General features: G+C 59.6%; 20 protein-coding genes. 13 read left to right on the top strand and 7 right to left on the bottom strand.

All coding sequences use genetic code 11. From position 1 onward, the window contains the following. The first annotated feature begins 168 nt into the window (after positions 1 to 168). Entirely contained in the window at positions 169 to 1,050 is an 882-nt protein-coding gene (locus ACOYXH_RS19175; RefSeq protein WP_095048255.1) for a LysR substrate-binding domain-containing protein, read from the top strand. Positions 1,051 to 1,264: 214 nt separating this feature from the next. Continuing rightward, positions 1,265 to 2,406 (top strand): IS3 family transposase gene (locus ACOYXH_RS19180; RefSeq protein WP_320413090.1). Its coding sequence is split into 2 segments (ribosomal slippage): positions 1,265 to 1,526 and positions 1,526 to 2,406, totalling 1,143 coding nucleotides; the frame shifts between segments, so codons are not numbered across the junction. A 126-nt stretch (positions 2,407 to 2,532) separates the two neighbouring features. On the opposite strand, the gene ACOYXH_RS19185 is transcribed toward ACOYXH_RS19180, so the two are convergent. Next, the gene (locus ACOYXH_RS19185) at positions 2,533 to 3,147 is read right to left on the bottom strand and encodes an NAD(P)-dependent oxidoreductase (RefSeq protein WP_258708742.1); all 615 of its coding nucleotides are present in this window, start codon (positions 3,145 to 3,147) and stop codon (positions 2,533 to 2,535) included. Between the two features lie 45 nt (positions 3,148 to 3,192). Further along, a complete protein-coding gene (locus ACOYXH_RS19190; RefSeq protein ID WP_095048257.1) occupies positions 3,193 to 4,071 on the bottom strand; it encodes an MBL fold metallo-hydrolase in 879 nt (292 codons plus the stop codon). A gap of 114 nt (positions 4,072 to 4,185) precedes the next feature. Between ACOYXH_RS19190 and ACOYXH_RS19195 the strand changes: the two genes are divergently transcribed. After that, positions 4,186 to 5,091 carry a LysR family transcriptional regulator gene (locus ACOYXH_RS19195; protein ID WP_220556923.1) on the top strand — a complete coding sequence of 302 codons (906 nt, stop codon included), beginning with the start codon at positions 4,186 to 4,188 and terminating at the stop codon, positions 5,089 to 5,091. Positions 5,092 to 5,309: 218 nt separating this feature from the next. Then, entirely contained in the window at positions 5,310 to 5,486 is a 177-nt protein-coding gene (locus ACOYXH_RS19200) for a hypothetical protein (protein ID WP_007912636.1), read from the top strand. Positions 5,487 to 5,545: 59 nt separating this feature from the next. Here ACOYXH_RS19200 and ACOYXH_RS19205 read toward each other — a convergent pair whose 3' ends face one another. Next, entirely contained in the window at positions 5,546 to 6,430 is an 885-nt protein-coding gene (locus ACOYXH_RS19205; protein WP_093430541.1) for a helix-turn-helix domain-containing protein, read from the bottom strand. Positions 6,431 to 6,616: 186 nt separating this feature from the next. On the opposite strand from ACOYXH_RS19205, the gene pobA reads away from it, so the two are divergent. Further along, the gene (gene pobA / locus ACOYXH_RS19210) at positions 6,617 to 7,801 is read left to right on the top strand and encodes a 4-hydroxybenzoate 3-monooxygenase (RefSeq protein WP_176471312.1); all 1,185 of its coding nucleotides are present in this window, start codon (positions 6,617 to 6,619) and stop codon (positions 7,799 to 7,801) included. Between the two features lie 79 nt (positions 7,802 to 7,880). Then, complete coding sequence (locus tag ACOYXH_RS19215; RefSeq protein WP_460409884.1) at positions 7,881 to 9,398, top strand: MDR family MFS transporter; 1,518 nt, start codon at positions 7,881 to 7,883, stop codon at positions 9,396 to 9,398. A gap of 131 nt (positions 9,399 to 9,529) precedes the next feature. On the opposite strand, the gene ACOYXH_RS19220 is transcribed toward ACOYXH_RS19215, so the two are convergent. The 4 genes from ACOYXH_RS19220 to ACOYXH_RS19235 form a co-directional block, all read right to left on the bottom strand. Next, entirely contained in the window at positions 9,530 to 10,378 is an 849-nt protein-coding gene (locus ACOYXH_RS19220) for a cache domain-containing protein (protein WP_460409885.1), read from the bottom strand. A gap of 113 nt (positions 10,379 to 10,491) precedes the next feature. Beyond that, positions 10,492 to 11,343, bottom strand: coding sequence for an ATPase (locus ACOYXH_RS19225; protein WP_095048262.1), 852 nt, complete (start codon positions 11,341 to 11,343; stop codon positions 10,492 to 10,494). Between the two features lie 116 nt (positions 11,344 to 11,459). Then, entirely contained in the window at positions 11,460 to 12,452 is a 993-nt protein-coding gene (locus tag ACOYXH_RS19230) for an NAD-dependent epimerase/dehydratase family protein (RefSeq protein ID WP_095048263.1), read from the bottom strand. Between the two features lie 54 nt (positions 12,453 to 12,506). Beyond that, entirely contained in the window at positions 12,507 to 13,400 is an 894-nt protein-coding gene (locus ACOYXH_RS19235) for a LysR family transcriptional regulator ArgP (RefSeq protein WP_095048264.1), read from the bottom strand. Positions 13,401 to 13,496: 96 nt separating this feature from the next. On the opposite strand from ACOYXH_RS19235, the gene ACOYXH_RS19240 reads away from it, so the two are divergent. From ACOYXH_RS19240 to ACOYXH_RS19270, 7 genes are all read left to right on the top strand, one after another. Then, positions 13,497 to 13,898 carry an ACT domain-containing protein gene (locus tag ACOYXH_RS19240; RefSeq protein ID WP_186622841.1) on the top strand — a complete coding sequence of 134 codons (402 nt, stop codon included), beginning with the start codon at positions 13,497 to 13,499 and terminating at the stop codon, positions 13,896 to 13,898. Positions 13,899 to 13,903: 5 nt separating this feature from the next. Then, complete coding sequence (locus ACOYXH_RS19245) at positions 13,904 to 14,506, top strand: LysE/ArgO family amino acid transporter (protein ID WP_095048266.1); 603 nt, start codon at positions 13,904 to 13,906, stop codon at positions 14,504 to 14,506. A 440-nt stretch (positions 14,507 to 14,946) separates the two neighbouring features. After that, entirely contained in the window at positions 14,947 to 15,543 is a 597-nt protein-coding gene (locus ACOYXH_RS19250; RefSeq protein WP_007918933.1) for a superoxide dismutase, read from the top strand. Positions 15,544 to 15,975: 432 nt separating this feature from the next. Then, positions 15,976 to 18,027, top strand: a complete 2,052-nt coding sequence (locus ACOYXH_RS19255) for a putative bifunctional diguanylate cyclase/phosphodiesterase (protein WP_095125862.1) — start codon at positions 15,976 to 15,978, stop codon at positions 18,025 to 18,027. 211 nt (positions 18,028 to 18,238) lie between these two features. Next, positions 18,239 to 19,585: an imelysin family protein gene (locus ACOYXH_RS19260; protein ID WP_095125863.1), complete on the top strand. Its 1,347-nt coding sequence runs from the start codon at positions 18,239 to 18,241 to the stop codon at positions 19,583 to 19,585. A gap of 274 nt (positions 19,586 to 19,859) precedes the next feature. Continuing rightward, complete coding sequence (locus ACOYXH_RS19265; RefSeq protein WP_320413412.1) at positions 19,860 to 21,287, top strand: di-heme oxidoreductase family protein; 1,428 nt, start codon at positions 19,860 to 19,862, stop codon at positions 21,285 to 21,287. A 26-nt stretch (positions 21,288 to 21,313) separates the two neighbouring features. Next, positions 21,314 to 22,378, top strand: coding sequence for an imelysin family protein (locus tag ACOYXH_RS19270; protein WP_038366849.1), 1,065 nt, complete (start codon positions 21,314 to 21,316; stop codon positions 22,376 to 22,378). The last annotated feature ends 6 nt before the right edge of the window (positions 22,379 to 22,384 follow it).

Consider the following 22,384-nt stretch of genomic DNA (forward strand, 5'->3'; position numbering starts at 1 on the left):
GCGAAAGCGCTGGATCAGCCAACATCAATGCTGAATGTGAAACAGCCTTCGCGAGCAGGCTCGCTCCCACATGACCTGAACATGGGCTCATTGAACGGTCGGCAGGTAGCGGCAACAATCGATTAAAAGTCATACTAGCCATGTCCTCACGTCATACCTTGGATCCCCATGAAACGACTGCCTCCCCTGCCCGCCCTGCATACGTTTCTGATCACAGCGCAGTGCTGCAACTTCACCCGGGCCGCCGAGCAGTTGCATATCACCCAGGGCGCGGTGAGCCGGCAGATCGCCGGGCTGGAAGATCATCTGGGGTATGAACTTTTCATTCGTCTGGCCCGTGGCCTGGAGTTGACGGCCGAAGGCCGGGAGTGGTTGCCACGGGTGGAGAAGGTCTTCGGTCTGATCACTGAGGCCACCGAGCAGATCGGTCTCAAGCGCGAAACCCTGCAACTCAAGGCGCCAAGTTGTGTGATGCGCTGGCTGGTGCCGCGCCTGCTGCAATGGCAAAAGGAACGCCCGGATGTGCCGGTCAAACTGACCACGACGTTGGCCCATGGCGTGGATTTTCAGCGCGAGCAGTTCGACGCGGCGGTGATCTACGGAACGCCGCCGGACAACTCCTCGACCGCGCTGCATCTGTTCGATGAACAACTGACTCCGGTTTGCTCACCGGCACTTTTGAAAGGCCCACCGGAACTGTCCGACCCGGCCGATCTGCAACAGCATCTGTTGTTGCATCCGACCCGCGATATCCAGGACTGGACGGTGTGGCTGACGGCAGCCGAGTTGCAATTGAACAATGTGAACATGGGCCAGCATTTCGAGACGCTGGATCAGGCGATGTCGATGGCGTCGCATGGGACGGGGGTGGCGATTGGCGACTGGTCGTTGATCGGCGATGACTTGCGCGCGGGGCGGCTGGTGATGCCGTTTGCGTTGAAGGTGAGGACGGGGTTGGCGTATTACGTGGTGGTGCCTGCGGGAACCGAGCCTTCGCCGCAGTTGGAGGAACTGATGATCTGGCTGGTAGAGCAGGCGCATTTGCGGTGAGGCTTTTTCCCTCACCCTAACCCTCTCCCAGAGGGAGAGGGGACTGATTGGGGGATGCTCTAGAAATACGCCGACGTGAAATTACTGCGTTGAATCCATAATCGACTCGATCACTCAGGTCGATATACAACGCCAGACACCTCGGTCTGATCTGGCTTAATGATTCTGGACACCCCTAAAGGGCGTTAATCTACGCCCAACGACGAGGTGTGATTTGACCAGACGATATTTTTCGACAGATTTCAAACGGGATGCGGCTTGCCTGGTTTTGGATAAAGACTATTCGGTGAGTGAAGCCTGCGAAGCAATGGGCGTGGGCCCTACAGCTCTGCGTCGCTGGGTTGAGCAACTGCGTGCGGAGCGCAGTGGCAAGACGCCTGAGAAGTCCAAGGCCATGACCGTTGACCAACAACGCATCCAGGAACTGGAAGCAACAATTCGACGGATTGAGCGCGAGAAGGAAATTTTAAAAAAGGCTACAGCTCTCTTGATGTCGGATTCCCTCGATCGGTAAGGCTGGTCGAGGAGTTAAGCGAGCAATATCCAAGATCCGAGTTGTGTGGCGTGTTTGGTATCAACCGCAGCAGTTATTACGAGCGTCTGAAACAGCGGGCGAAAGTGCATGTCGGGCGCGATCGCCTAAAGATCAAGGCTGCCGAATTACATGAGCAAAGTCGCGGCTCAATGGGCGCGCGCAGCCTGTCAAAAGCGCTGTGTAACGAAAAAGAGTCGGTAGGTCGTTACATGGCTCGTAGCCTGATGCGCGAGCTCGGTTTGAAGAGCCAGCAACGGCGCAGGCATCGGTACAAACCCAGCGGTGCGGAGGCGCAATACGCCCCCAATCATTTGGAGCGTAAATTCAAAGTCGAGGCCCCCAATCGAGTGTGGTGTGGCGACGTGACTTACATTTGGGCCGGTACTTACTGGGTTTATCTGGCTGCTGTACTTGATCTGCATGCCCGCCGCATCGTCGGCTGGGCCATGTCCAGAAGTCCGGATTCAGCTCTGACCTGTCGAGCGTTAAAGATGGCTTTCGAGTCGCGAGGACGCCCTGAAAACCTAATGTTCCATTCGGATCAGGGCTGTCATTACAGCAGTAAAGTGTTTCGTGAAACGCTGGCGGACATGCGCATAAAACAAAGCATGAGTCGACGAGGAAACTGCTGGGACAACGCCCCGATGGAGCGTTTCTTTGGCAGTTTGAAATCTGAATGGATACCCAAGGCTGGTTACCGAAACGAAGATGAGGCCAGTACCGATGTATTGCGCTACCTGACCCATTATTACAATCGGATCAGGCTGCACAGTCACAATGGCTACCGAACTCCGGTGGACATGGAGGCCCTGGCGGCATGAAAAAGGGTAAAACCCTATAACCGTGTCCAGTATCGTTTGACCAGATCAGTCGGCTCCCTCTCCCTCGGGAGAGGGCTGGGGTGAGGGGGGAAAGATCTAGAGCCAGACCCATCCCTCAGAAACGCCTCAGTACCCGACAGTAAACCGCTGACGCGAATGCTTCGGCGTTTCCACCTCGTCGATCAGCGCAATCGCGTAATCGGCAAAGGTGATCCAGCTACGCCCCTCGGCACTCACCAGCAAATGATCCTGGCCAACACGAAACTTGCCGCTGCGCTCACCTTCGACAAACTCTGCCGAAGGTGACAGAAAGGTCCAGTCCAGATCTTTCTCCGAACGCAAGGCATCAAGGAAAACCGCGCCAGCGCTGGCTTCAGCTTTGTACTCCGCCGGGAAACCCGCACTGTCGATCACCCGAGTGTCGTCCGGCAGCAACAACGAACCAGCACCGCCGACCACCAGCAAGCGCTGCACGCCCGCCTGCTTCACTGGCCCGACAATCGCCGCCGCAGGCACGGTGGCAAAATGCGCGGCGGTGATCACCACATCGTGACCGGCCACCGCGCCCTGCAACGCGGCCGAATCCAGCACATCGACATTCTTGCTGACCACACCGCTACGGGCGCCGATCTTCGACGTATCGCGGGCAATAGCGGTAACGCTATGGCCGCGACGCAGGGCTTCTTCCAGCAGTTGGCTACCGGCACGGCCGGTGGCACCAATGATTGCGATCTTGCTCATGACATTCTCCAGTTGGCTTGAGAGTGCTGCGTTTTCAGAATCGGCTTACCACTGCATTTCGCCCTTGGCGACTTTCGCGCTCAGCTCCAGCGAACTTTCTTCGCCGAGTGTCGGGTAGCGCTTTTTCATCGCGGCGATCAGTGCGGCGGAATCTTTGGCCTTGGCGGTTTCCGCGTCGAACGCCTTAATGTAGTCGGCGGTGAATTTCACGCTGGCCAGCGAGCGGCGGCTGTCACCCAGGTAGTGACCCGGCACCACGGTGTTCGGTTTGAGGGTTTCGATCGAGTGCAACGTTTGCAGCCAGTCGGCGTGGGATTGCGCGCTCTGGGTATCGGCCATCCATACGTGGATGTTCTCGGCGACAACCACACCACCGACCACGGCTTTGAGCGACGGGATCCACACAAAACTGCGATCCGGTTGTTTGCCGTCGAGGCCGATGACCTGCAATTTCTGCCCTTCGAGCATCAGGCTGTCACCCTTGAGCACGCCCGGCACGATGGTTTTCGCCGGAACGTCGGCGCCCATTTTCGGGCCCCAGAAGGCCAGTTTGCCGGCGACGGTTTTGTTGATGTGATCAACCGTCGGTTGCGAGGCCAGTACCTTGGCCTCCGGGAATGCCTTGGTCAGGGTATCAAGGCCGAAGTAGTAATCCGGGTCGCCATGGCTGATGTAGATAGTGGTCAGGTGCTTGCCGCTGGCGCGGATCTTTTCCACGACTTGCTCGGCCTGGGACTTGCCGAATTGCGCATCAACGAGGATCGCGTCTTTCTCACCGCTGACCAGCACCGAGGTCACCGGGAAAATCGCGTTTGTCCCTGGGTTGTAGACATCCAGGGTCAGATTGGCAGCCGCTGCATGCGCGGCGAAACCCAGAGAAGCAGTGGCGAGCAGAACGCGTTTGAGTGTGGTGAAACCGATCATCTGTTGCTCCGGTGTCCGAATGCCGTGTTTGGCGATGGAACAGAGCTTAGTTGCCTGACTCAGTACAAAAAATGCGATGCTTGAACATAGTTTGTTTCTGAAAGCGGGCAAATCATGGATCGTCTCCAAGCAATGCGGGTGTTTGTCACCGTGGTGGATCTGGGCAGCCAGTCGGCAGCGGCCGATCATCTGGACCTTTCGCGGCCGGTGGTTTCACGTTATCTGGCAGAGCTGGAAGACTGGGTCGGCGCGCGCCTGATGCACCGCACCACGCGCAAGTTGAGCCTGACCGCCGCCGGCAGTGAGATTCTGCCGCGCTGCCGGCAGATGCTAGAACTGTCGACGGACATGCAGGCCTCCGTCAGCGAACCCCACGACGCCCCGCGCGGGCTGCTGCGGATCAGCGTCAGCACTTCGTTCGGCCAGGCCCAACTGGCGGATGCGATGGCCGCTTACGTCAAACGCTACCCGGGGGTGAGCATCGATCTGCAAATGCTCGATCGCACGGTGAATCTGGTCGATGAGCGCATCGACCTAGCGATTCGCACGAGTAACGATCTCGACCCCAACCTGATCGCCCGACGCCTGACCGTTTGTCGTTCGGTAGTCTGCGCCGCGCCCGCTTATCTGCAGGAGCAAGCGGCGCCATTGCGGGTCGAAGAGTTGAGCCAACACAACTGCCTGACGCACTCGTATTTCGGCAAAAGCCTGTGGCATTTCGAGGAGGATGGCGAACCGGTTTCAGTGCCGGTGCAGGGCAATATCAGCGCCAACGAGGCCAGCACGTTACTGCGCGCCACCCTGGCCGGCGCCGGGGTGGCGATGCTGCCGACCTATCAGGCCGGGGTGCATATTCACAGCGGCGAACTGGTCCGCCTGCTGCCCCATGCCGAGCCGCGACAGATGAGCATCTATGCGGTGTATGCCTCACGCAAACACATGCCGGCGGCGCTGCGCAGCATGCTGGATTTTCTGGTGCTCAGATTCCCCGAAACCCCCGAATGGGATACCGGCCTGTAAATCCGATCCACTGTGGGAGCGAGCCTGCTCGCGAAAGCGTCCGTTCAGCCAACTTTTCAGTAACTGAGACACGGCTTTCGCGAGCAGGCTCGCTCCCACACTGGCTATCAATGTGCTGAATGGCCGGTTAAATCCTCAAGCACACTCGCTGGCAACTCCCCAGCGCTGACCTATGCTGAAAGTAATACCGCAGGGTATGTCGTTCAGAGGTCTACGCCATGAACATCAAAACAAGAAGGTACGTCGCGATTTTCATCACCTGCGCCGCCACGCTGGCGCTGTACGGCACCGCCGCCTGGCGGGTCGAACAGCTGCGACAACTGCCGCGCGAGTATGCGAGCTGCAACTTCGAGCGCTGCATTCCGCACAATGCCACGCTGAACGCGCTGCGCTGATATTCAACTGTAGGCGCGAGCAGGCTCACTCCTACAGGGAGGGTTGTGATGTCAGTGGATTACTGCTCGGCCTTCAGACGGTCGCGGAAAGCCTTTGGTGAAATCCCCACCCGGCGCCGAAACAGGCGCGTGAAGTTGGTCGGATCGGAAAATCCCAACAACTCCGACATCTCGTAAATCGTCATGCTGGTGTAGGTCAGCAAGCGCTTGGCTTCCAGCAACTGACGCTCGTGCATGATCTGCAACGCCGGTTGCCCCGCCAGTTCACGGCAAGTGCCGTTGAGGTGCGATACCGAAATCCCCAGCCGATGCGCAAGGTCTTCAACCTTCACGTGTTGGCGGTAAGTCTCCTCGACCAATTGAATAAAGCCATTGAGGTATTCGCGCTGACGTTGCGGCCGCTGACTGGCTTTGTGCCGCACGATCGCCTGACGGCTAACCCAGACCATGATCACGCTGACCAGCGAATGCATGAGCATTTCCCGCGCCGGTTGGTGGCCGTTGTACTCAGCCTGCAACGCCGAAAACAGGCTGTTGAGGTAATCACCGTCGGTGCCTGCCGGGTAGTTTTCTGCACTGGCCAGTGCGTGCACCGAATCGCCCAGTTGCGCCTGCAAGTGATTGATCAGCGGTGTGGCGAGGGTAACGATGAACCCTTCGACGTCTTCGGAAAAGCGAAAGCCGTGCACCGATAACGGTGGCAGCACTTGAATCGCCGGGGTTTGGAGTTGCGTGCGCTGCCCTTCGATCTCAAGCTCTGCCTGACCTTTGAAGACGAAGAGCAACTGGCACAAATCAGCATGGCGGTGGGGTTTGATTTCCCACTCATGTTCGCGACTGCGGGAGGAAATGGTTTCACAGTGCAGCAAGTCAGGGGTCGGCCAGTCCAGGCTTTCACCGTAGAGCTTGAACACTGGAATCGAAGGCAGCTCAGGCTTGTTCATCACTTCAATCCAGGCCTCGGGGTTGTGGGCGATAATCGCACCGATTGGCAGAATGTACAGGTATCAGCTCAGTTTTCACCTTCAATTGACAGACCCGCAAGGGAAAAATGCAAGCACTCGATCCATAAAAATTATTCACCGGCGCTTGTCGCGTGAAGCTTGCGAGCCATAAAAACAATGAAAACGCTGAAAACCCAAGTCGCCATTATCGGCGCCGGTCCGTCCGGATTGCTCCTCGGCCAGTTGCTGCACAACGCTGGTATCGACACCCTCATCCTTGAACGCCAGACACCTGATTACGTGCTCGGACGCATTCGCGCCGGGGTACTTGAACAAGGCATGGTAGAGCTGTTGCGTCAGGCTGGCGTGAGTCAGCGCATGGACGCCGAAGGTCTGGTGCATGGCGGTTTCGATCTGGCTCTGGACGGACGTCAGGTGCACATCGATCTGCACGCGCTGACCGGTGGCAAGAGCGTGATGATCTACGGCCAGACCGAAGTCACTCGCGACCTGATGGCCGCTCGTCGGGAGGCTGGCGCGCCGACGATTTACCAGGCGAGCCATGTCGTTCCTCACGACATGAAAAGCGACGAGGCATTTGTCACCTTCGAAAAGGACGGCGAAATCTTTCGCGTCGATTGCGACTACATCGCCGGCTGCGACGGCTTCCACGGTGTCGCGCGGCAGTCGATTCCGGCCGATAGCCTGAAGGTCTTCGAGCGGGTTTATCCGTTTGGCTGGCTGGGGATTCTGGCCGACACACCGCCGGTGCATGAAGAGTTGGTCTACGCCCGCCATGAACGTGGCTTTGCGTTGTGCAGCATGCGCTCGGCCACCCGCACGCGTTATTACCTGCAAGTGCCGGCGGATGAAAACGTCGATGACTGGAGCGATCAGCGTTTCTGGGATGAGTTGAAAAATCGTCTGCCGGTGGAGCTTGCCGAGAAACTGGTTACCGGCCCTTCGATCGAAAAAAGCATCGCGCCGCTGCGCAGTTTTGTCGTCGAGCCGATGCAGTACGGGCGGATGTTTCTGGTCGGTGACGCCGCGCACATCGTTCCGCCGACCGGCGCCAAGGGTTTGAATCTGGCCGCCAGCGACGTCAGTACGCTGTTCAATATTCTGTTGAAGGTTTATCGCGACGACCGCACCGATCTGCTGGAGAAATACTCGGAAATCTGCCTGCGCCGCGTGTGGAAAGCCGAGCGCTTTTCCTGGTGGATGACCTCGATGCTGCATCGCTTCGATGATCACGATGCGTTCAGCCAGCGCATCAGCGCCTCGGAACTGGACTACTTTGTCAGTTCAGAAGCAGGGCGAAAAACCATTGCAGAAAATTACGTCGGACTTCCTTATGAGGCTATCGAATAGCCTGCTACCGACTTACACTGGCGAGCATCCCCGCTCGCCTGACGATCTGCGGGACTCTCACTGCCCGCAGGTTTTGCCCGTGACCAATCTCAATCACCCCGAAACGCCCAAACCGGCCATTCGCAGCGTGCTGGTCGCGCTGATGATGGCGATCTTTCTCGGCGCGCTGGACCAAACCATCGTCGCCGTGTCGATGCCGGCCATTTCTGCGCAGTTCAAGGACGTCAGCCTGCTGGCCTGGGTGATTTCCGGGTACATGGTCGCGATGACGGTGGCCGTGCCGATCTACGGCAAGCTCGGCGACTTGTATGGGCGGCGCAAACTGATGCTGTTCGGCATGGGCCTGTTCACCCTCGCCTCACTCTTTTGCGGCATGGCGCAAAGCATGGAGCAACTGGTGCTGGCGCGGATCCTTCAGGGCATCGGCGCCGGCGGGATGATCTCGGTGAGTCAGGCGATCATCGGCGACATCGTGCCGCCGCGCGAACGCGGGCGCTATCAGGGTTACTTCAGCAGCATGTACGCGGTGGCCAGTGTCGCCGGCCCGGTACTCGGCGGTTACATGACCGAATACCTGTCATGGCGCTGGGTATTTCTGATCAACCTGCCGCTGGGCCTCGGTGCCTGGTGGGTGGCCCGCCGCAATCTGCGTGGCCTGCCGATTCCCCAGCGCAAACCGGTCATCGACTACCTCGGCACGCTGCTGATGATCATCGGCCTGACCGCCCTGCTGCTGGGCATCACTCAGGTTGGTCAGGGGCATTCGTGGCGCAGCAGCGAAGTGCTCGGTCTGCTCGCTTGTGCGGTGGTGGTGTTGGCGCTGTTTGTCTGGCACGAGCGTCGGGCGCGCGAGCCGTTGCTGCCGATGCACCTGTTTGCCAACCGCAATGCCCTGCTGTGCTGGTGCACGATTTTCTTCACCAGTTTCCAGGCGATTTCGTTGATCGTGCTGATGCCGCTGCGCTTTCAGAGTGTCACCGGGGCCGGGGCCGACAGTGCCGCGTTGCACTTGCTGCCGCTGGCGATGGGGCTGCCGATTGGTGCGTTTTTCGCCGGGCGTCGCACGTCGATCACCGGGCGCTACAAACCGCAGATTCTGACCGGTGCGATGCTGATGCCGGTTGCGATCTTCGGCATGGCGCTCAGCCCGCCCGAGGCGACGCTGGTCGGTGGTCTGTTCATGTTGCTCTGCGGTATTTCCAGCGGCATGCAATTCCCTACTTCGCTGGTCGGCACGCAGAACTCGGTGGAGCAACGCGACATCGGCGTTGCGACCAGCACCACCAACCTGTTTCGCTCCCTCGGCGGCGCAGTGGGCGTGGCGCTGATGTCGGCGCTGTTGCTGGCGTTGCTGCAGGACTCCAGCTTCGCCCATCTGGCGAGCAGTTCGCTGATGAGCGAGGGCCATTCGGGCAACGTCCTGCTGGATGGTCTGAACGCCGCGCCGGGGGATGCGCAAAATGCCTTGCGTGCGGAGTTGCTGGTGACGTTCCGGCATTTGCTGTGGGTAAGTGCGGCGGTGTCGTTGCTGGGATTGGCGGCAGCGATTGCGATGCCGAACAACCTGCTGCGCGGGCGCGAGCACGGCGCAAAATAACTGTCTCCCCTTGATCATTCCCACGCTCTGCGTGGGAATGCCTCAACGGACGCTCTGCGTTCGGCTTTGGATGGGACGCAGAGCGTCCTGGGCTGCATTATTCCCACGCGGAGCGTGGGAACGATCATCCTTCAAGGGCTGTAGTAACCCACGGCGACAAGGAAGTGCCCGGCCTTCTTCAGGTAAGCATGTTTATCCTCAACCTTGCCGGTCACCGGGTTCTTCCAGCGGTATTCATATTCACCCTCATCCTGCTTGCCGATCAGCGCCAGAATCGGCTCGCCCACCGGTTTGCCTTCCGGATCCTTGACCTTGCCGAAGTCGGTATTGATCAAGCGCAGATTGGTGCCGTGGGCGACATAACGCTGGGTATTCAGATCAACGACGAACACGTACAAGTCATCCTGCAAGTAGCCGCCCTTGAGCGAATTGATCGCGGTCAGCGTGCCCTTCTCGTCTTTGCCCAAATCAGTCGCCGCTTTGTCGAGCAACGCCTTGGCCTGCTCGGCCGACGCTCGCGGCAAGTAGTAACCCACTGCCAGAATTCGCTGGCCGATGCGCTGGTAATACACGTGCTTGCGCTCGACCTTGCCATCGGCCCAATTCTGCCAACGGTATTCGGCCTGCTGGATGCCATTGCCTTCCGGCACTTTCAACGCGTCCTTGAAAGTTTTCTGCAAATCCGGGCCGAGCACCTCACTGACGTCACGACCGATCAACGCTGATGAAGGCCCGCCGCTGGCGAGCATCACGCCTTTGGTGTCGACCACGAACACGTAGCGATCCTTGTCGACGAACTCGCCCTGGCGGCTGAACGCGGCAAACGCCTTGTCGCCATTGTCGTGGTAATAGGCCAGGGCTTTCTCCAGCAAGGCGATGGCGGCCTGACTGTCATCCTTGGCGGTCGTGGCGGCGCTGGCCTGGCCGAAACCGGCCAGTAATATCACGCCGAGCCAGGCCACTTTATGCAAAAACCCCATAGCGCATCCCTCGTTCTTGTTGGTGTTTCAAGAGCGTAGACGGCTTGGGGTGATGTACGAGTATTCAGAATGATGCAGGGGATTACAGAATCCCCTGCACTGATCAACAAAGCTTATGGGCGGGCGTTGATCTGCTGCTGCAGATTCTGGATTTGCGCCTGCAACGTATTGATGTTGCGGGTCATCTGCCCGCGGAAGGCGTCGAACTCGGCGGTATTGCCGCCTTGCGGGGCTGCCGGGCGGTTGTCCTGCTCGCTTTTGAGGACGACGATTTCCTGTTCGAGGCGATCGATCGCCGCGCTCGGGTTGCCCTGCTTCTTCAACGCCGCGATGTCGGCGCCGAGGCTTTTGAACTGCGCGTCAAAGGCCTTCAACTGAGCATCGACCTTGCTGGTGTCGGCCGGTGTGCTTTTCACCGTCGCCAGTTCCGCAGTCAAGGCTTTGACCTGCGCCTGCAACTGGGTATTGGCATTCTGCTGTTCAGTGGTCTGCGCGGTCATCTGTGCCAGTCGTTTGTCCAGATCACTGGCCTGCCCCGCGACGCCTTGCTGCTGTTTGCTCTGATCGAGCAGCTTGCCTTCAAGCTGTTTGATCTGCAGCTTGAGGGCTTCGCTGTCGCTGGTGACGTTGGACTGGCTGGCCACGACCTTGCCGGAAATGTCCTGCAAGCGCCCCGCCGCTTCTTCACTGATGCGCGCGAAGCTTTCCTGAGTCGCAACCAGTTGCTGCTCCATCAACGAGATTTGCTGGAAACTCCACCAAGCCAGACCGACGAAGGCGAAAAACAATGCGCCGACCAACGCCCACAACGGGCCGGTGCTGGCCGCCTTGACCTTGACCACGGGCGGCGTGCGCGAGTGCACGGAGGTGCGAGCGGTGGTCGGAATGTCATCGTCGTCGAAGGTGTCGGCCCGCAGGCTCGGGACATCATCGAAATCGTCGTGGGCATCATTACGCATGGACATTGAGGCAACCTTTGTGAAACGCGGTGATGGCTAAATGCTGCGAAGTATAACCGCCGCAGCCGCAGGGATTGACCCCCAAGCGGCTACACGGTTCATTGCCGCCCGGCCGAATCGTTTCAACGGATGTCCTGAGCTTTCCACCAGCCGCAGAACTCATCCAGCGCCGACCACAGGCTGACTTTCGGATCGTAGTCGAGATAATGCCGGGCGCGGCTGATGTCGAGGGTGAAATTTTTTTTCATCACCTGCATGCCCAGGCGCGACAGGGTTGGCTCCGGGCGCCCCGGCCAGAGTTTGCAAGCGCCCTCGTTGAGCGCCGCGACGCTGTAGGCCAGACCATACGAACGGTACTTGGTGACCTGCGGCACTTCCATTTTGCGCATCACGTAATTGACCACATCCCAAAGCGGCACCGGCGCGCCGTTGCTGATGTTGTAGGCCTTGCCCAGTGCGGAACCGGCGGCCAGCAAACTGCTGAGCATCGCTTCGTTGAGGTTCTGCACGCTGGTGAAATCGACTTTGTTCAGGCCATTGCCGATGATCGCCAAGCGGCCCTTGCGCTGCATATTAAGCAGGCGCGGGAAGATGCTCATGTCGCCGGCGCCGGTGACGAAACGCGGGCGCAGGGCGATGGTTTCCAGGCCGAACTCCTGCGCACCGAAAACCTTTTGCTCAGCCATATATTTGGTCGCGGCGTAGTGATGCTTGAACCGCTTGGGCACTTGCTCTTCGGTCAGGTTGAAATGATCACGGCCATCGAAATAGATCGATGGCGACGACAGATGCACCAAACGGCGGACGCGCTGTTTCAGACAGGCTTCGACAACGTTTTCGGTGACCTGCACGTTGCCTTGATGAAAGTCCTGATAGCGGCCCCACAGCCCGACGGCGCCCGCGCAATGCACCACGGCTTCAACGTCGGAACACAGCTCGCGGACCAGATCGGGATCGGTCAGGTCGCCGGGGACAAACTCGGCGCCACGGCGCACCAGATGTTCGACGCTCTCGGCCCGGCGACCGTTGACCCGCACGTCCAGGCCCTGCTCCAGGGCGAAACGCGCAAAGCGTCCGCCAATGAAGCCGCTTGCGCCGGTGACCAGAATTTTCATGTAAAGCTCCGATGTCTTTCGTTTTGCCTGATTCGTGTGTCTTGACGCTGGCCGTCAGTCCAACGGCACCAGCCATTGCGCCGAAGAACGCAGCAATTGCTCGGTCAGCAAGCCCAGCAGTTGACCGCCATTGCGCCAATGATGCCAGTACAACGGCACGTCGATCGGTTTATCTGGCAGCAGTTCACGCAATAACCCGCGTTGCAATTGATCGCGCACTTGCAGTTCCGGCACCAGGCCCCAGCCCAGTCCGGCTTCGATCAGGCGGATAAAACCTTCCGAGGACGGACATAAATGGTGTTCGAATCCGCCATCGACGCCCAACGAGGCGAGGTAGCGATGCTGGAGGAAGTCGTCCGGGCCGAACACCAGCGCCGGGGTGCGTGGCAGTTGCTCGGCGCGCACGCCGTCGGGGAAATGTCGCTCGATAAATGCCGGGCTGGCCAGCGCGCGATAACGCATCGCCCCGAGCAACACGCTGCGTGCGCCGGCCACCGGCCGTTCACTGGCGCAGAGGCATGCGGCCACTTCACCGGCGCGCATGCGTTTGAGGCCGACGGTCTGGTCTTCGACAATCAGATCGAGCAGCAAATGTTGTTCGGCGCAAAAATCTCCCACCGCTTCGGCCCACCACGTGGCGAGGCTGTCGGCATTAAGAGCGATGCGCAAACGTTCCGGCAAACCCTCCTCGTCCAGCGCGGGCACAAGGGTTTGCAGGTCACGCTCAAGCAGACGCACCTGCTGCACATGGTTGAGCAGACGCCGGCCTATCTCGGTCGGCGACGGTGGCGTGCCGCGAATCAACACCGGCTGGCCGACCCGCGCTTCGAGCAGTTTGATCCGCTGCGAAATCGCCGATTGCGACAAACCCAGCACTTGCGCGGCCCGTTCGAATCCGGCCTGCTCGACCACGGCGGCCAGAGCAGAAAGCAATTTGTAGTCGAACATCAGTTTTCCTAATGAGCGATCAGCACTATTGGTTTTTCTTATACAGGTTTCGCCCGGAGAATAGCCAGCAAGCACTCTTTATCAAGGATCACTGCAATGGCTGGCGAAACCTCACTCACAACCTTGTTGCGCAGCATGAGCCCGCAATTGAACGCCGGCGAATACGTATTCTGCACCCTGCCCGATGGCGTGTTACCGAGGGATCTGGAGATCGTCGGCAGCTTCCGCGAACAGGAAGGCCTGACCGTGATTCTCGAACGCTCCCAAGCTGAACAGGCCGGTTTCAGTTTCGACTACGTCGCCGCGTGGATCACCCTCAACGTGCACTCGGCGCTGGAAGCCGTGGGCCTCACCGCCGCATTCGCCACGGCACTGGGCAAGGCCGGGATCAGTTGCAACGTGATTGCCGGCTATTACCACGACCATTTGTTCGTCGGCCAGGCCGACGCCGAACGCGCCATGCAAGTGCTGCGCGATCTCGCAGCCAACGCGGAGTAATTGTTATGTGGCAAAGCTATGTGAACGGCCTGCTGGTGGCGTTCGGGCTGATCATGGCGATCGGCACGCAGAACGCATTTGTATTGGCGCAGAGCTTGCGTCGTGAGCATCACCTGCCGGTGGCAGCACTGTGCGTGGTCTGCGATGCGCTGCTGGTCGCGGCCGGGGTGTTCGGGCTGGCAACAATTCTGGCGCAGAACCCGACACTGCTGGCGATTGCTCGTTGGGGTGGCGCGACATTCTTGATCTGGTACGGCAGTCAGGCGTTGCGCCGGGCCTGTTCGAAACAGAGCCTGGGTCAGGGCGAGAGCCAGACCGTGCGCTCCCTGCGGGCGGTGATGCTCAGCGCTTTGGCGGTGACTCTGCTCAATCCGCACGTTTACCTGGATACGGTGCTGCTGATCGGCTCGCTCGGCGCGCAGCAATCGGTGCCGGGCGCTTATGTAGTGGGCGCGGCGAGTGCTTCGTTGCTGTGGTTTTTCACGTTGGCACTGGGTGCTGCGTGGTTGGCGCCATATCTGGCACGTCCGAGTACCTGGCGGATTCTCGATCTGGTGGTGGCGCTGATGATGTTTACCGTGGCTGGGCAATTAATTTTCGCCAGCTGATTTATTCCAAACAGCTAAGGGGATGCCCTCACTAAATGACGGTCGCGCCGCCGCCCCGTAAAGCGCAAGACTAGGCGTAAGGAGCGTGGTTTGGCGGGCCAAATGAGCGACGAACAACGACGGATTGCGCCTTACGGGGCGGCGGCCCTTCGGGTTGGAGCTGTGATCGTGCCAAGCGGCGTTGCAGGACTCGAAGAGGCAAAAAGCATCCTCTTCGTCCCGCGCCTTGCTTGGCACGATCACAGTTCCAACGCGATCCGTCATTTAGTGAGGGCATCCCCTTGAACCTCTATCCCACACAGTTGTTGCGTGGTTATGGCGCAACCCCGGTGCTATGATCGAAACCCTGCGCCGCAAAGAGTAAAAACTCGCCGGTGCATTTCTGGCCGCCCGTGATCGGCCTTGCGCTCACCGCAACAGACCTGATTAGGAGAATCATCATGGCTTTCGAATTGCCGCCGCTGCCTTACGCACACGATGCCCTGCAGCCGCACATTTCCAAGGAAACCCTGGAATACCACCACGACAAGCACCACAACACCTATGTCGTGAACCTGAACAACCTGGTGCCAGGCACCGAGTTCGAAGGCAAGACCCTGGAAGAAATCGTCAAGACTTCCTCGGGCGGTATCTTCAACAACGCCGCTCAGGTCTGGAACCACACTTTCTACTGGAACTGCCTGGCGCCAAACGCCGGCGGTCAACCAACCGGCGCGCTGGCTGAAGCCATCAACGCTGCTTTCGGTTCGTTCGACAAGTTCAAGGAAGAGTTCAGCAAAACCTCGATCGGCACCTTCGGTTCCGGCTGGGGCTGGCTGGTGAAAAAGGCTGACGGTTCCCTGGCTCTGGCCAGCACCATCGGCGCCGGCAACCCGCTGACCAGCGGCGACACCCCGCTGCTGACTTGCGACGTCTGGGAACACGCTTACTACATCGACTACCGCAACGTTCGTCCGAAGTATGTCGAAGCGTTCTGGAACCTGGTCAACTGGAAGTTCGTTGCTGAGCAGTTCGAAGGCAAAACCTTCACCGCTTAAGCTGCGCGCCAGTCAAAAAACCCGGCTTTTGCCGGGTTTTTTTATGCCCGGATAGACCCCGTACGATGATCGTTCCCACGCTCCGCGTGGGCATGCAGCCGTGACGCTCCGCGTCACTGGACGCAGAGCGTCCCTGGAGGCATTCCCACGCGGAGCGTGGGAACGATCAAACAGAAAATGCAGCCTCAGGCCGCTTGCTGCCGTGCCACTGCGGGCTAACATCAAAAAGAGGAAAAAATGCTGCGAACCGCTCAAGTTGAGGGGCGAAACTACCGACATAGTACAAATTAGGGCTAATACTCCAGACAGCAGCATTTCGGACGAGACCACGGGCAAATCATCCCCGGCCTGATTGTCCCTTTGACTGCCAACTCGGGATTGCCAATACTCATGGCAACTTGACGCTACCCGCACGGAACAAGGAATAACCCTTTGAAGCTGGAACTCAAGAACAGCTTGTCGGTGAAGTTGCTCCGGGTCGTGCTCCTGTCGGCATTGATCGTCGGCGTAGTCTTGAGCTGCGCACAGATCGTTTTCGATGCTTACAAAACCCGCCAGGCCGTTGCCGGCGACGCCGAACGCATCCTCGACATGTTCCGCGATCCCTCGACCCAGGCGGTTTACAGCCTCGACCGGGAAATGGGCATGCAGGTGATCGAAGGCCTGTTCCAGGACGATGCCGTGCGTCAGGCCTCTATCGGCCATCCCAACGAAGCCATGCTCGCGCAGAAATCCCGCGAATTGCAGCAGTCCAACAGCCGCTGGCTGACCGACCTGATTCTCGGCCAGGAACGCACCTTCACCACGCAACTGGTAGGGCGTGGTCCGTACAGCGAGTACTACGGTGACCTGAGCATCACCCTCGACACCGCCACCTATGGCGAGGGCTTTATCGTCAGTTCGGTGATCATCTTTATTTCCGGGGTGTTGCGCGCACTGGCGATGGGCCTGGTGTTGTATCTGGTCTATCACTGGCTGCTGACCAAGCCGTTGTCGCGGATCATCGAACACCTCACCGAGATCAACCCCGATCGCCCCAGCGAACACAAGATTCCGCAGATCAAGGGCCACGAAAAAAACGAGCTGGGGATCTGGATCAACACCGCCAATCAGTTGCTTGAGTCGATCGAACGCAACACTCATCTGCGTCATGAAGCGGAAAACAGTCTGCTGCGCATGGCCCAGTACGACTTCCTCACCGGCCTGCCGAATCGCCAGCAACTCCAGCAGCAACTGGACAAAATTCTGGTCGACGCCGGCAAGCTGCAACGCCGGGTCGCGGTGTTGTGCGTGGGGCTGGATGATTTCAAAGGTATCAACGAGCAATTCAGCTACCAGACCGGCGACCAATTGTTGCTGGCCCTGGCCGATCGTCTGCGCGCCCACAGCGGTCGCCTCGGCGCCCTCGCTCGTCTCGGCGGCGACCAGTTCGCACTGGTACAAGCGGATATCGAGCAACCTTACGAAGCGGCCGAACTGGCGCAAAGCATCCTTGATGATCTGGAGGCGCCGTTCGCCCTCGACCATCAGGAAATCCGCCTGCGCGCGACCATTGGCATCACCCTGTTCCCGGAGGACGGCGACAGCACCGAGAAGCTGTTGCAGAAGGCCGAGCAGACCATGACCCTGGCCAAGACCCGCTCGCGCAACCGTTATCAGTTCTATATCGCCAGCGTCGACAGCGAGATGCGCCGCCGTCGCGAACTGGAAAAAGACCTGCGCGATGCGCTGTTGCGTGATCAGTTCTACCTCGTCTATCAGCCGCAGATCAGCTATCGCGATCACCGCGTGGTCGGCGTCGAAGCGTTGATTCGCTGGCAGCATCCGGAACACGGTCTGGTGCCGCCGGACTTGTTCATCCCGCTGGCGGAGCAGAACGGCACGATCATCGCCATTGGCGAATGGGTGCTCGATCAGGCCTGCAAGCAATTGCGCGAATGGCACGATCAGGGCTTCGTCGACTTGCGCATGGCGGTCAACCTGTCGACGGTTCAGTTGCACCACGCCGAGCTACCGCGAGTGGTCAACAACCTGCTGCAGATGTACCGCCTGCCACCGCGCAGTCTGGAACTGGAAGTCACCGAAACCGGCCTGATGGAAGACATCAGCACCGCCGCCCAGCACTTGCTCAGCCTGCGCCGCTCTGGCGCATTGATCGCCATCGATGACTTCGGCACCGGCTATTCATCCCTGAGCTATCTGAAAAGCCTGCCGCTGGACAAGATCAAGATCGACAAGAGCTTCGTTCAGGACCTGCTCGATGACGACGACGATGCGACCATCGTTCGCGCGATCATTCAACTGGGCAAGAGCCTGGGCATGCAGGTGATTGCCGAGGGCGTGGAAACCGCCGAACAGGAAAGCTACATCATCTCCGAAGGCTGCCACGAAGGTCAGGGTTACCACTACAGCAAACCGCTGCCGGCCCGGGAACTGGGCGCCTATCTCAAACAGGCGCAACGCAGTAACGCGGCCATTCTCTAGAAGATCAAAAGATCGCAGCCTGCGGCAGCTCCTACATTTGGAATGCGTTCCCACTGTAGGAGCTGCCGCAGGCTGCGATCTTTTGATCTGCGTAAATAAGAAATATTTCCAGCCACAACCCTTTACACATAATGCGAAAGATTTGCATTATGTCGCAGTTTTGCGCACCCCCAGCGCGAGTCCACTCAACTATCGAAGCAGGATGTTCGCCATGATTCGTATGCCTCTGGCTACCGCCAGTCTGCTGGCCATCGCTATTTCCCTCGCCGGTTGCGGCGAAGGCAAAGACAAGGCCGCCGCTCCGGCCGCACCGACCCCAGCCGCCAGCACCACCGCACCTGCGGCGGCGCCTGCCACTGCCGGTAAAGTCGACGAAGCCGCCGCCAAGGCTGTGGTCGCGCACTACGCCGACATGGTCTTCGCCGTTTACAGCGACGCCGAATCCACCGCGAAAACCCTGCAAACCGCCGTTGACGCCTTCCTCGCCAAGCCGAACGCCGACACCCTGAAAGCCGCCAAGGCTGCCTGGGTCGCCGCGCGCGTTCCGTACCTGCAGAGCGAAGTGTTCCGCTTCGGCAACACCATCATCGACGATTGGGAAGGTCAGGTTAACGCCTGGCCTCTGGACGAGGGTCTGATCGACTACGTCGACAAATCCTACGAGCACGCTTTGGGTAACCCGGGCGCCACCGCCAACATCATCGCCAACACCGAAGTTCAGGTCGGCGAAGACAAGGTCGACGTCAAAGACATCACCCCGGAAAAACTCGCCAGCCTCAACGAGCTGGGCGGTTCCGAAGCCAACGTCGCCACCGGCTACCACGCGATCGAATTCCTGCTCTGGGGCCAAGACCTCAACGGCACCGGCCCTGGCGCTGGCAACCGTCCGGCCTCCGACTACCTGGAAGGCGCCGGCGCCACTGGCGGTCACAACGATCGTCGTCGTGCTTACCTGAAGTCCGTGACCCAACTGCTGGTCAGCGACCTGGAAGAAATGGTCGGCAACTGGAAGCCGAACGTGGCTGACAACTACCGCGCCACCCTGGAAGCCGAGCCGGGCGAAACCGGTCTGCGCAAAATGCTCTTCGGCATGGGCAGCCTGTCCCTGGGCGAACTGGCCGGCGAGCGCATGAAGGTTTCCCTGGAAGCCAACTCCCCTGAAGACGAGCAGGATTGCTTCAGCGACAACACCCACAACTCGCACTTCTACGATGCCAAAGGCATTCGTAACGTCTACCTGGGCGAGTACACCCGTGTTGACGGCACCAAAATGACCGGCGCCAGCCTGTCGTCGCTGGTGGCCAAGGCCGACCCGGCTGCCGACACCGCACTGAAAGCCGATCTGGCCGCTACCGAAGCGAAGATCCAGGTCATGGTTGATCACGCCAACAAGGGTGAGCATTACGATCAACTGATCGCTGCCGGCAACACCGCAGGCAACCAGATTGTTCGCGACGCCATCGCCTCGCTGGTCAAGCAGACCGGTTCGATCGAAGCCGCTGCCGGCAAACTGGGCATCAGCGACCTGAACCCGGACAACGCTGATCACGAGTTCTGATCAACTGCGTCTGCGTCAAACAAGGCGACCTTCGGGTCGCCTTTTTCATACCTGCCGTACACGGCTCACTGTAGGAGCTGCCGAAGGCTGCGATCTTTTGACTTTGCTTCTAAAAAGACAGATCAAAAGATCGCAGCCTTCGGCAGCTCCTACAGGGGTTTTGCATAGGCCTTCAGATTCGCGTTGTATCAAGCAAACGATAATTCCTCTTATTCAAACTCCTTCGCCCTGTTAGACTTTGCGCCTTTATTTTCGCCCGTCCGCAGGATGTCTGATGCCCTCGCTGCCTCTTCGCTTGTCCGCACTGTTGCTGGCCCTGGGCCTGAGTGCGTGCGATGACGCCCCGCGTTTCACCAAGGCTGAGCCGGGTGAAGCACGTTCGGGCGGTGCAGCGACCGTGCGCAAGACCGATCAGAACGCATTCTCCCTGCCTTCGGCGAATCTGCCACCGTCGCGGCGGGTGGATTTCAGTGTCGGCAACAGTTTCTTCCGCAGCCCATGGGTGATCGCACCGTCGACCACCACTGCGCGCGATGGTCTCGGCCCGCTGTTCAACACTAACGCCTGCCAGAACTGCCACATCAAGGACGGTCGCGGCCATCCGCCAACGCCGGATGCCGCCAACGCGGTGTCGATGCTGGTGCGCCTGTCGATCCCTGATGCGCCGCAATTCGCCAAGCTCATTGAGCAGGTCGGCGTAGTGCCGGAGCCGGTCTACGGCGGCCAGTTCCAGGACATGGCCGTGCCCGGCGTAGCCCCCGAAGGCAAAGTGCGCGTCGACTACACGCCTGTGCCCGTGCGTTTCAAGGACGGCACCGAAGTCGAGTTGCGCAAGCCAGTGTTGCAGATCACCCAACTGGGCTACGGCCCGATGCACCCGGACACGCGTTTTTCCGCCCGCGTCGCGCCGCCGATGATTGGTCTGGGCCTGCTCGAAGCGATCCCCGAAGAAGCGATTCTGGCCAACGCCACCGCGCAAGCCAAAGACAACAAAGGCATCAATGGCCGTCCCAATCAGGTCTGGGATGATGCGTTGCAGAAGACCGTCATGGGCAGATTCGGCTGGAAAGCCGGGCAACCGAACCTCAATCAACAAAATGTTCACGCGTTTTCCGGTGATATGGGTCTTACGACGAGTTTGAGACCCTTTGATGACTGCACCGACGCGCAAACTGCCTGCAAACAGGCACCGAACGGCAATGGCCCGGACGGCGAGCCGGAAGTCAGCGACAACATCCTGCGTCTGGTGCTGTTCTACAGCCGTAACCTCGCCGTACCCGCGCGGCGTGGCGTCAACGATGAACAAGTGCTGGCCGGCAAGAACCTGTTTTTCCAGGCCGGTTGCGATTCGTGCCACACGCCGAAATACACCACCGTCGCCAACGCAGCCGAACCTGAACTGGCCAATCAGGTGATTCGTCCGTACAGCGATCTGTTGCTGCATGACATGGGCGACGGCCTAGCCGACAACCGTACGGAATTCCAGGCCTCTGGCCGCGACTGGCGCACGCCGCCGTTGTGGGGGATCGGCCTGACGCAAGCCGTCAGCGGCCACACACAGTTTTTGCATGACGGTCGCGCGCGCGATCTGCTCGAAGCGGTGCTTTGGCATGGCGGCGAAGCGCAAGCCGCGCAGCAACAGGTTTTGTCTTTCAATGCCGAGCAGCGTGCCGCGCTGCTGGCGTTTTTGAACTCACTTTAAACACTGAAAAGAATCGGGAGCCCGACATGTTCCGTCCCAAGCTACTGTTCACCAGCCTTGCCGCGCTCGCCCTCGGTGCCTGCTCGCCGCAGGATCCGCAAGCGGTCACGTCGGCGGCCATCGCCAAATCAGTGATCCTGCCGACCTACACCCGTTGGGTCGAGGCCGACAAGCAACTGGCGGTCAGCGCCCTCGCCTACTGCCAGGGCAAGGAAACCCTGGAAACCGCCCGCGCCGATTTCCTGCACGCGCAGAAAGCCTGGGCCGAGCTGCAACCGCTGCTGATCGGCCCGTTGGCCGAGGGCAACCGTTCGTGGCAAGTACAGTTCTGGCCGGACAAGAAGAACCTCGTCGGCCGTCAGGTCGAGCAATTGGTCGTCGCGCAGCCGCAGATCGACGCCGCCGCCCTGGCCAAATCGAGCGTAGTCGTTCAAGGTCTGTCGGCGTACGAGTACATCCTGTTCGACGCCAAGCCTGACGTGGCCAACGCCGAGCAGAAAGCCAAGTACTGCCCACTGCTGATCGCCATTGGCGAACGACAGAAGCAACTGGCCGAAGAGATTCTGCAGGGCTGGAACAACACTGACGGCATGCTCGCGCAGATGACCAAGTTCCCCAACCAGCGCTATGCCGACTCCCACGAAGCGATCGCCGATCTGCTGCGTGTGCAAGTCACTGCACTGGACACTCTGAAGAAAAAACTCGGCACGCCAATGGGCCGCCAGAGCAAAGGCGTGCCTCAACCGTTCCAGGCCGATGCCTGGCGCAGCCAGTCCTCGCTGACCGCACTGGAAGCCAGCCTCGCCGCTGCCAAAACCGTCTGGGAAGGTGTCGACAACAAAGGCCTGCGCGGTCTGTTGCCGGCTGAGCAGAAGCCACTGGCGGACAAGATCGACGCTGCCTACGCCGCTTCGCTGAAACTGTTCGACAGCACTCAGCGTTCGCTCGGCGAAATGCTCGAAGACGACGCCGGTCGTCAGCAACTGAACGACATCTACGACAGCCTCAACGTCGTCCATCGCCTGCACGAAGGCGAACTGGCCAAGGCGCTGGGCATCCAACTGGGCTTCAACGCCAACGACGGTGACTGATGAGGG

Source organism: Pseudomonas sp. Mb7 (assembly GCF_054790525.1).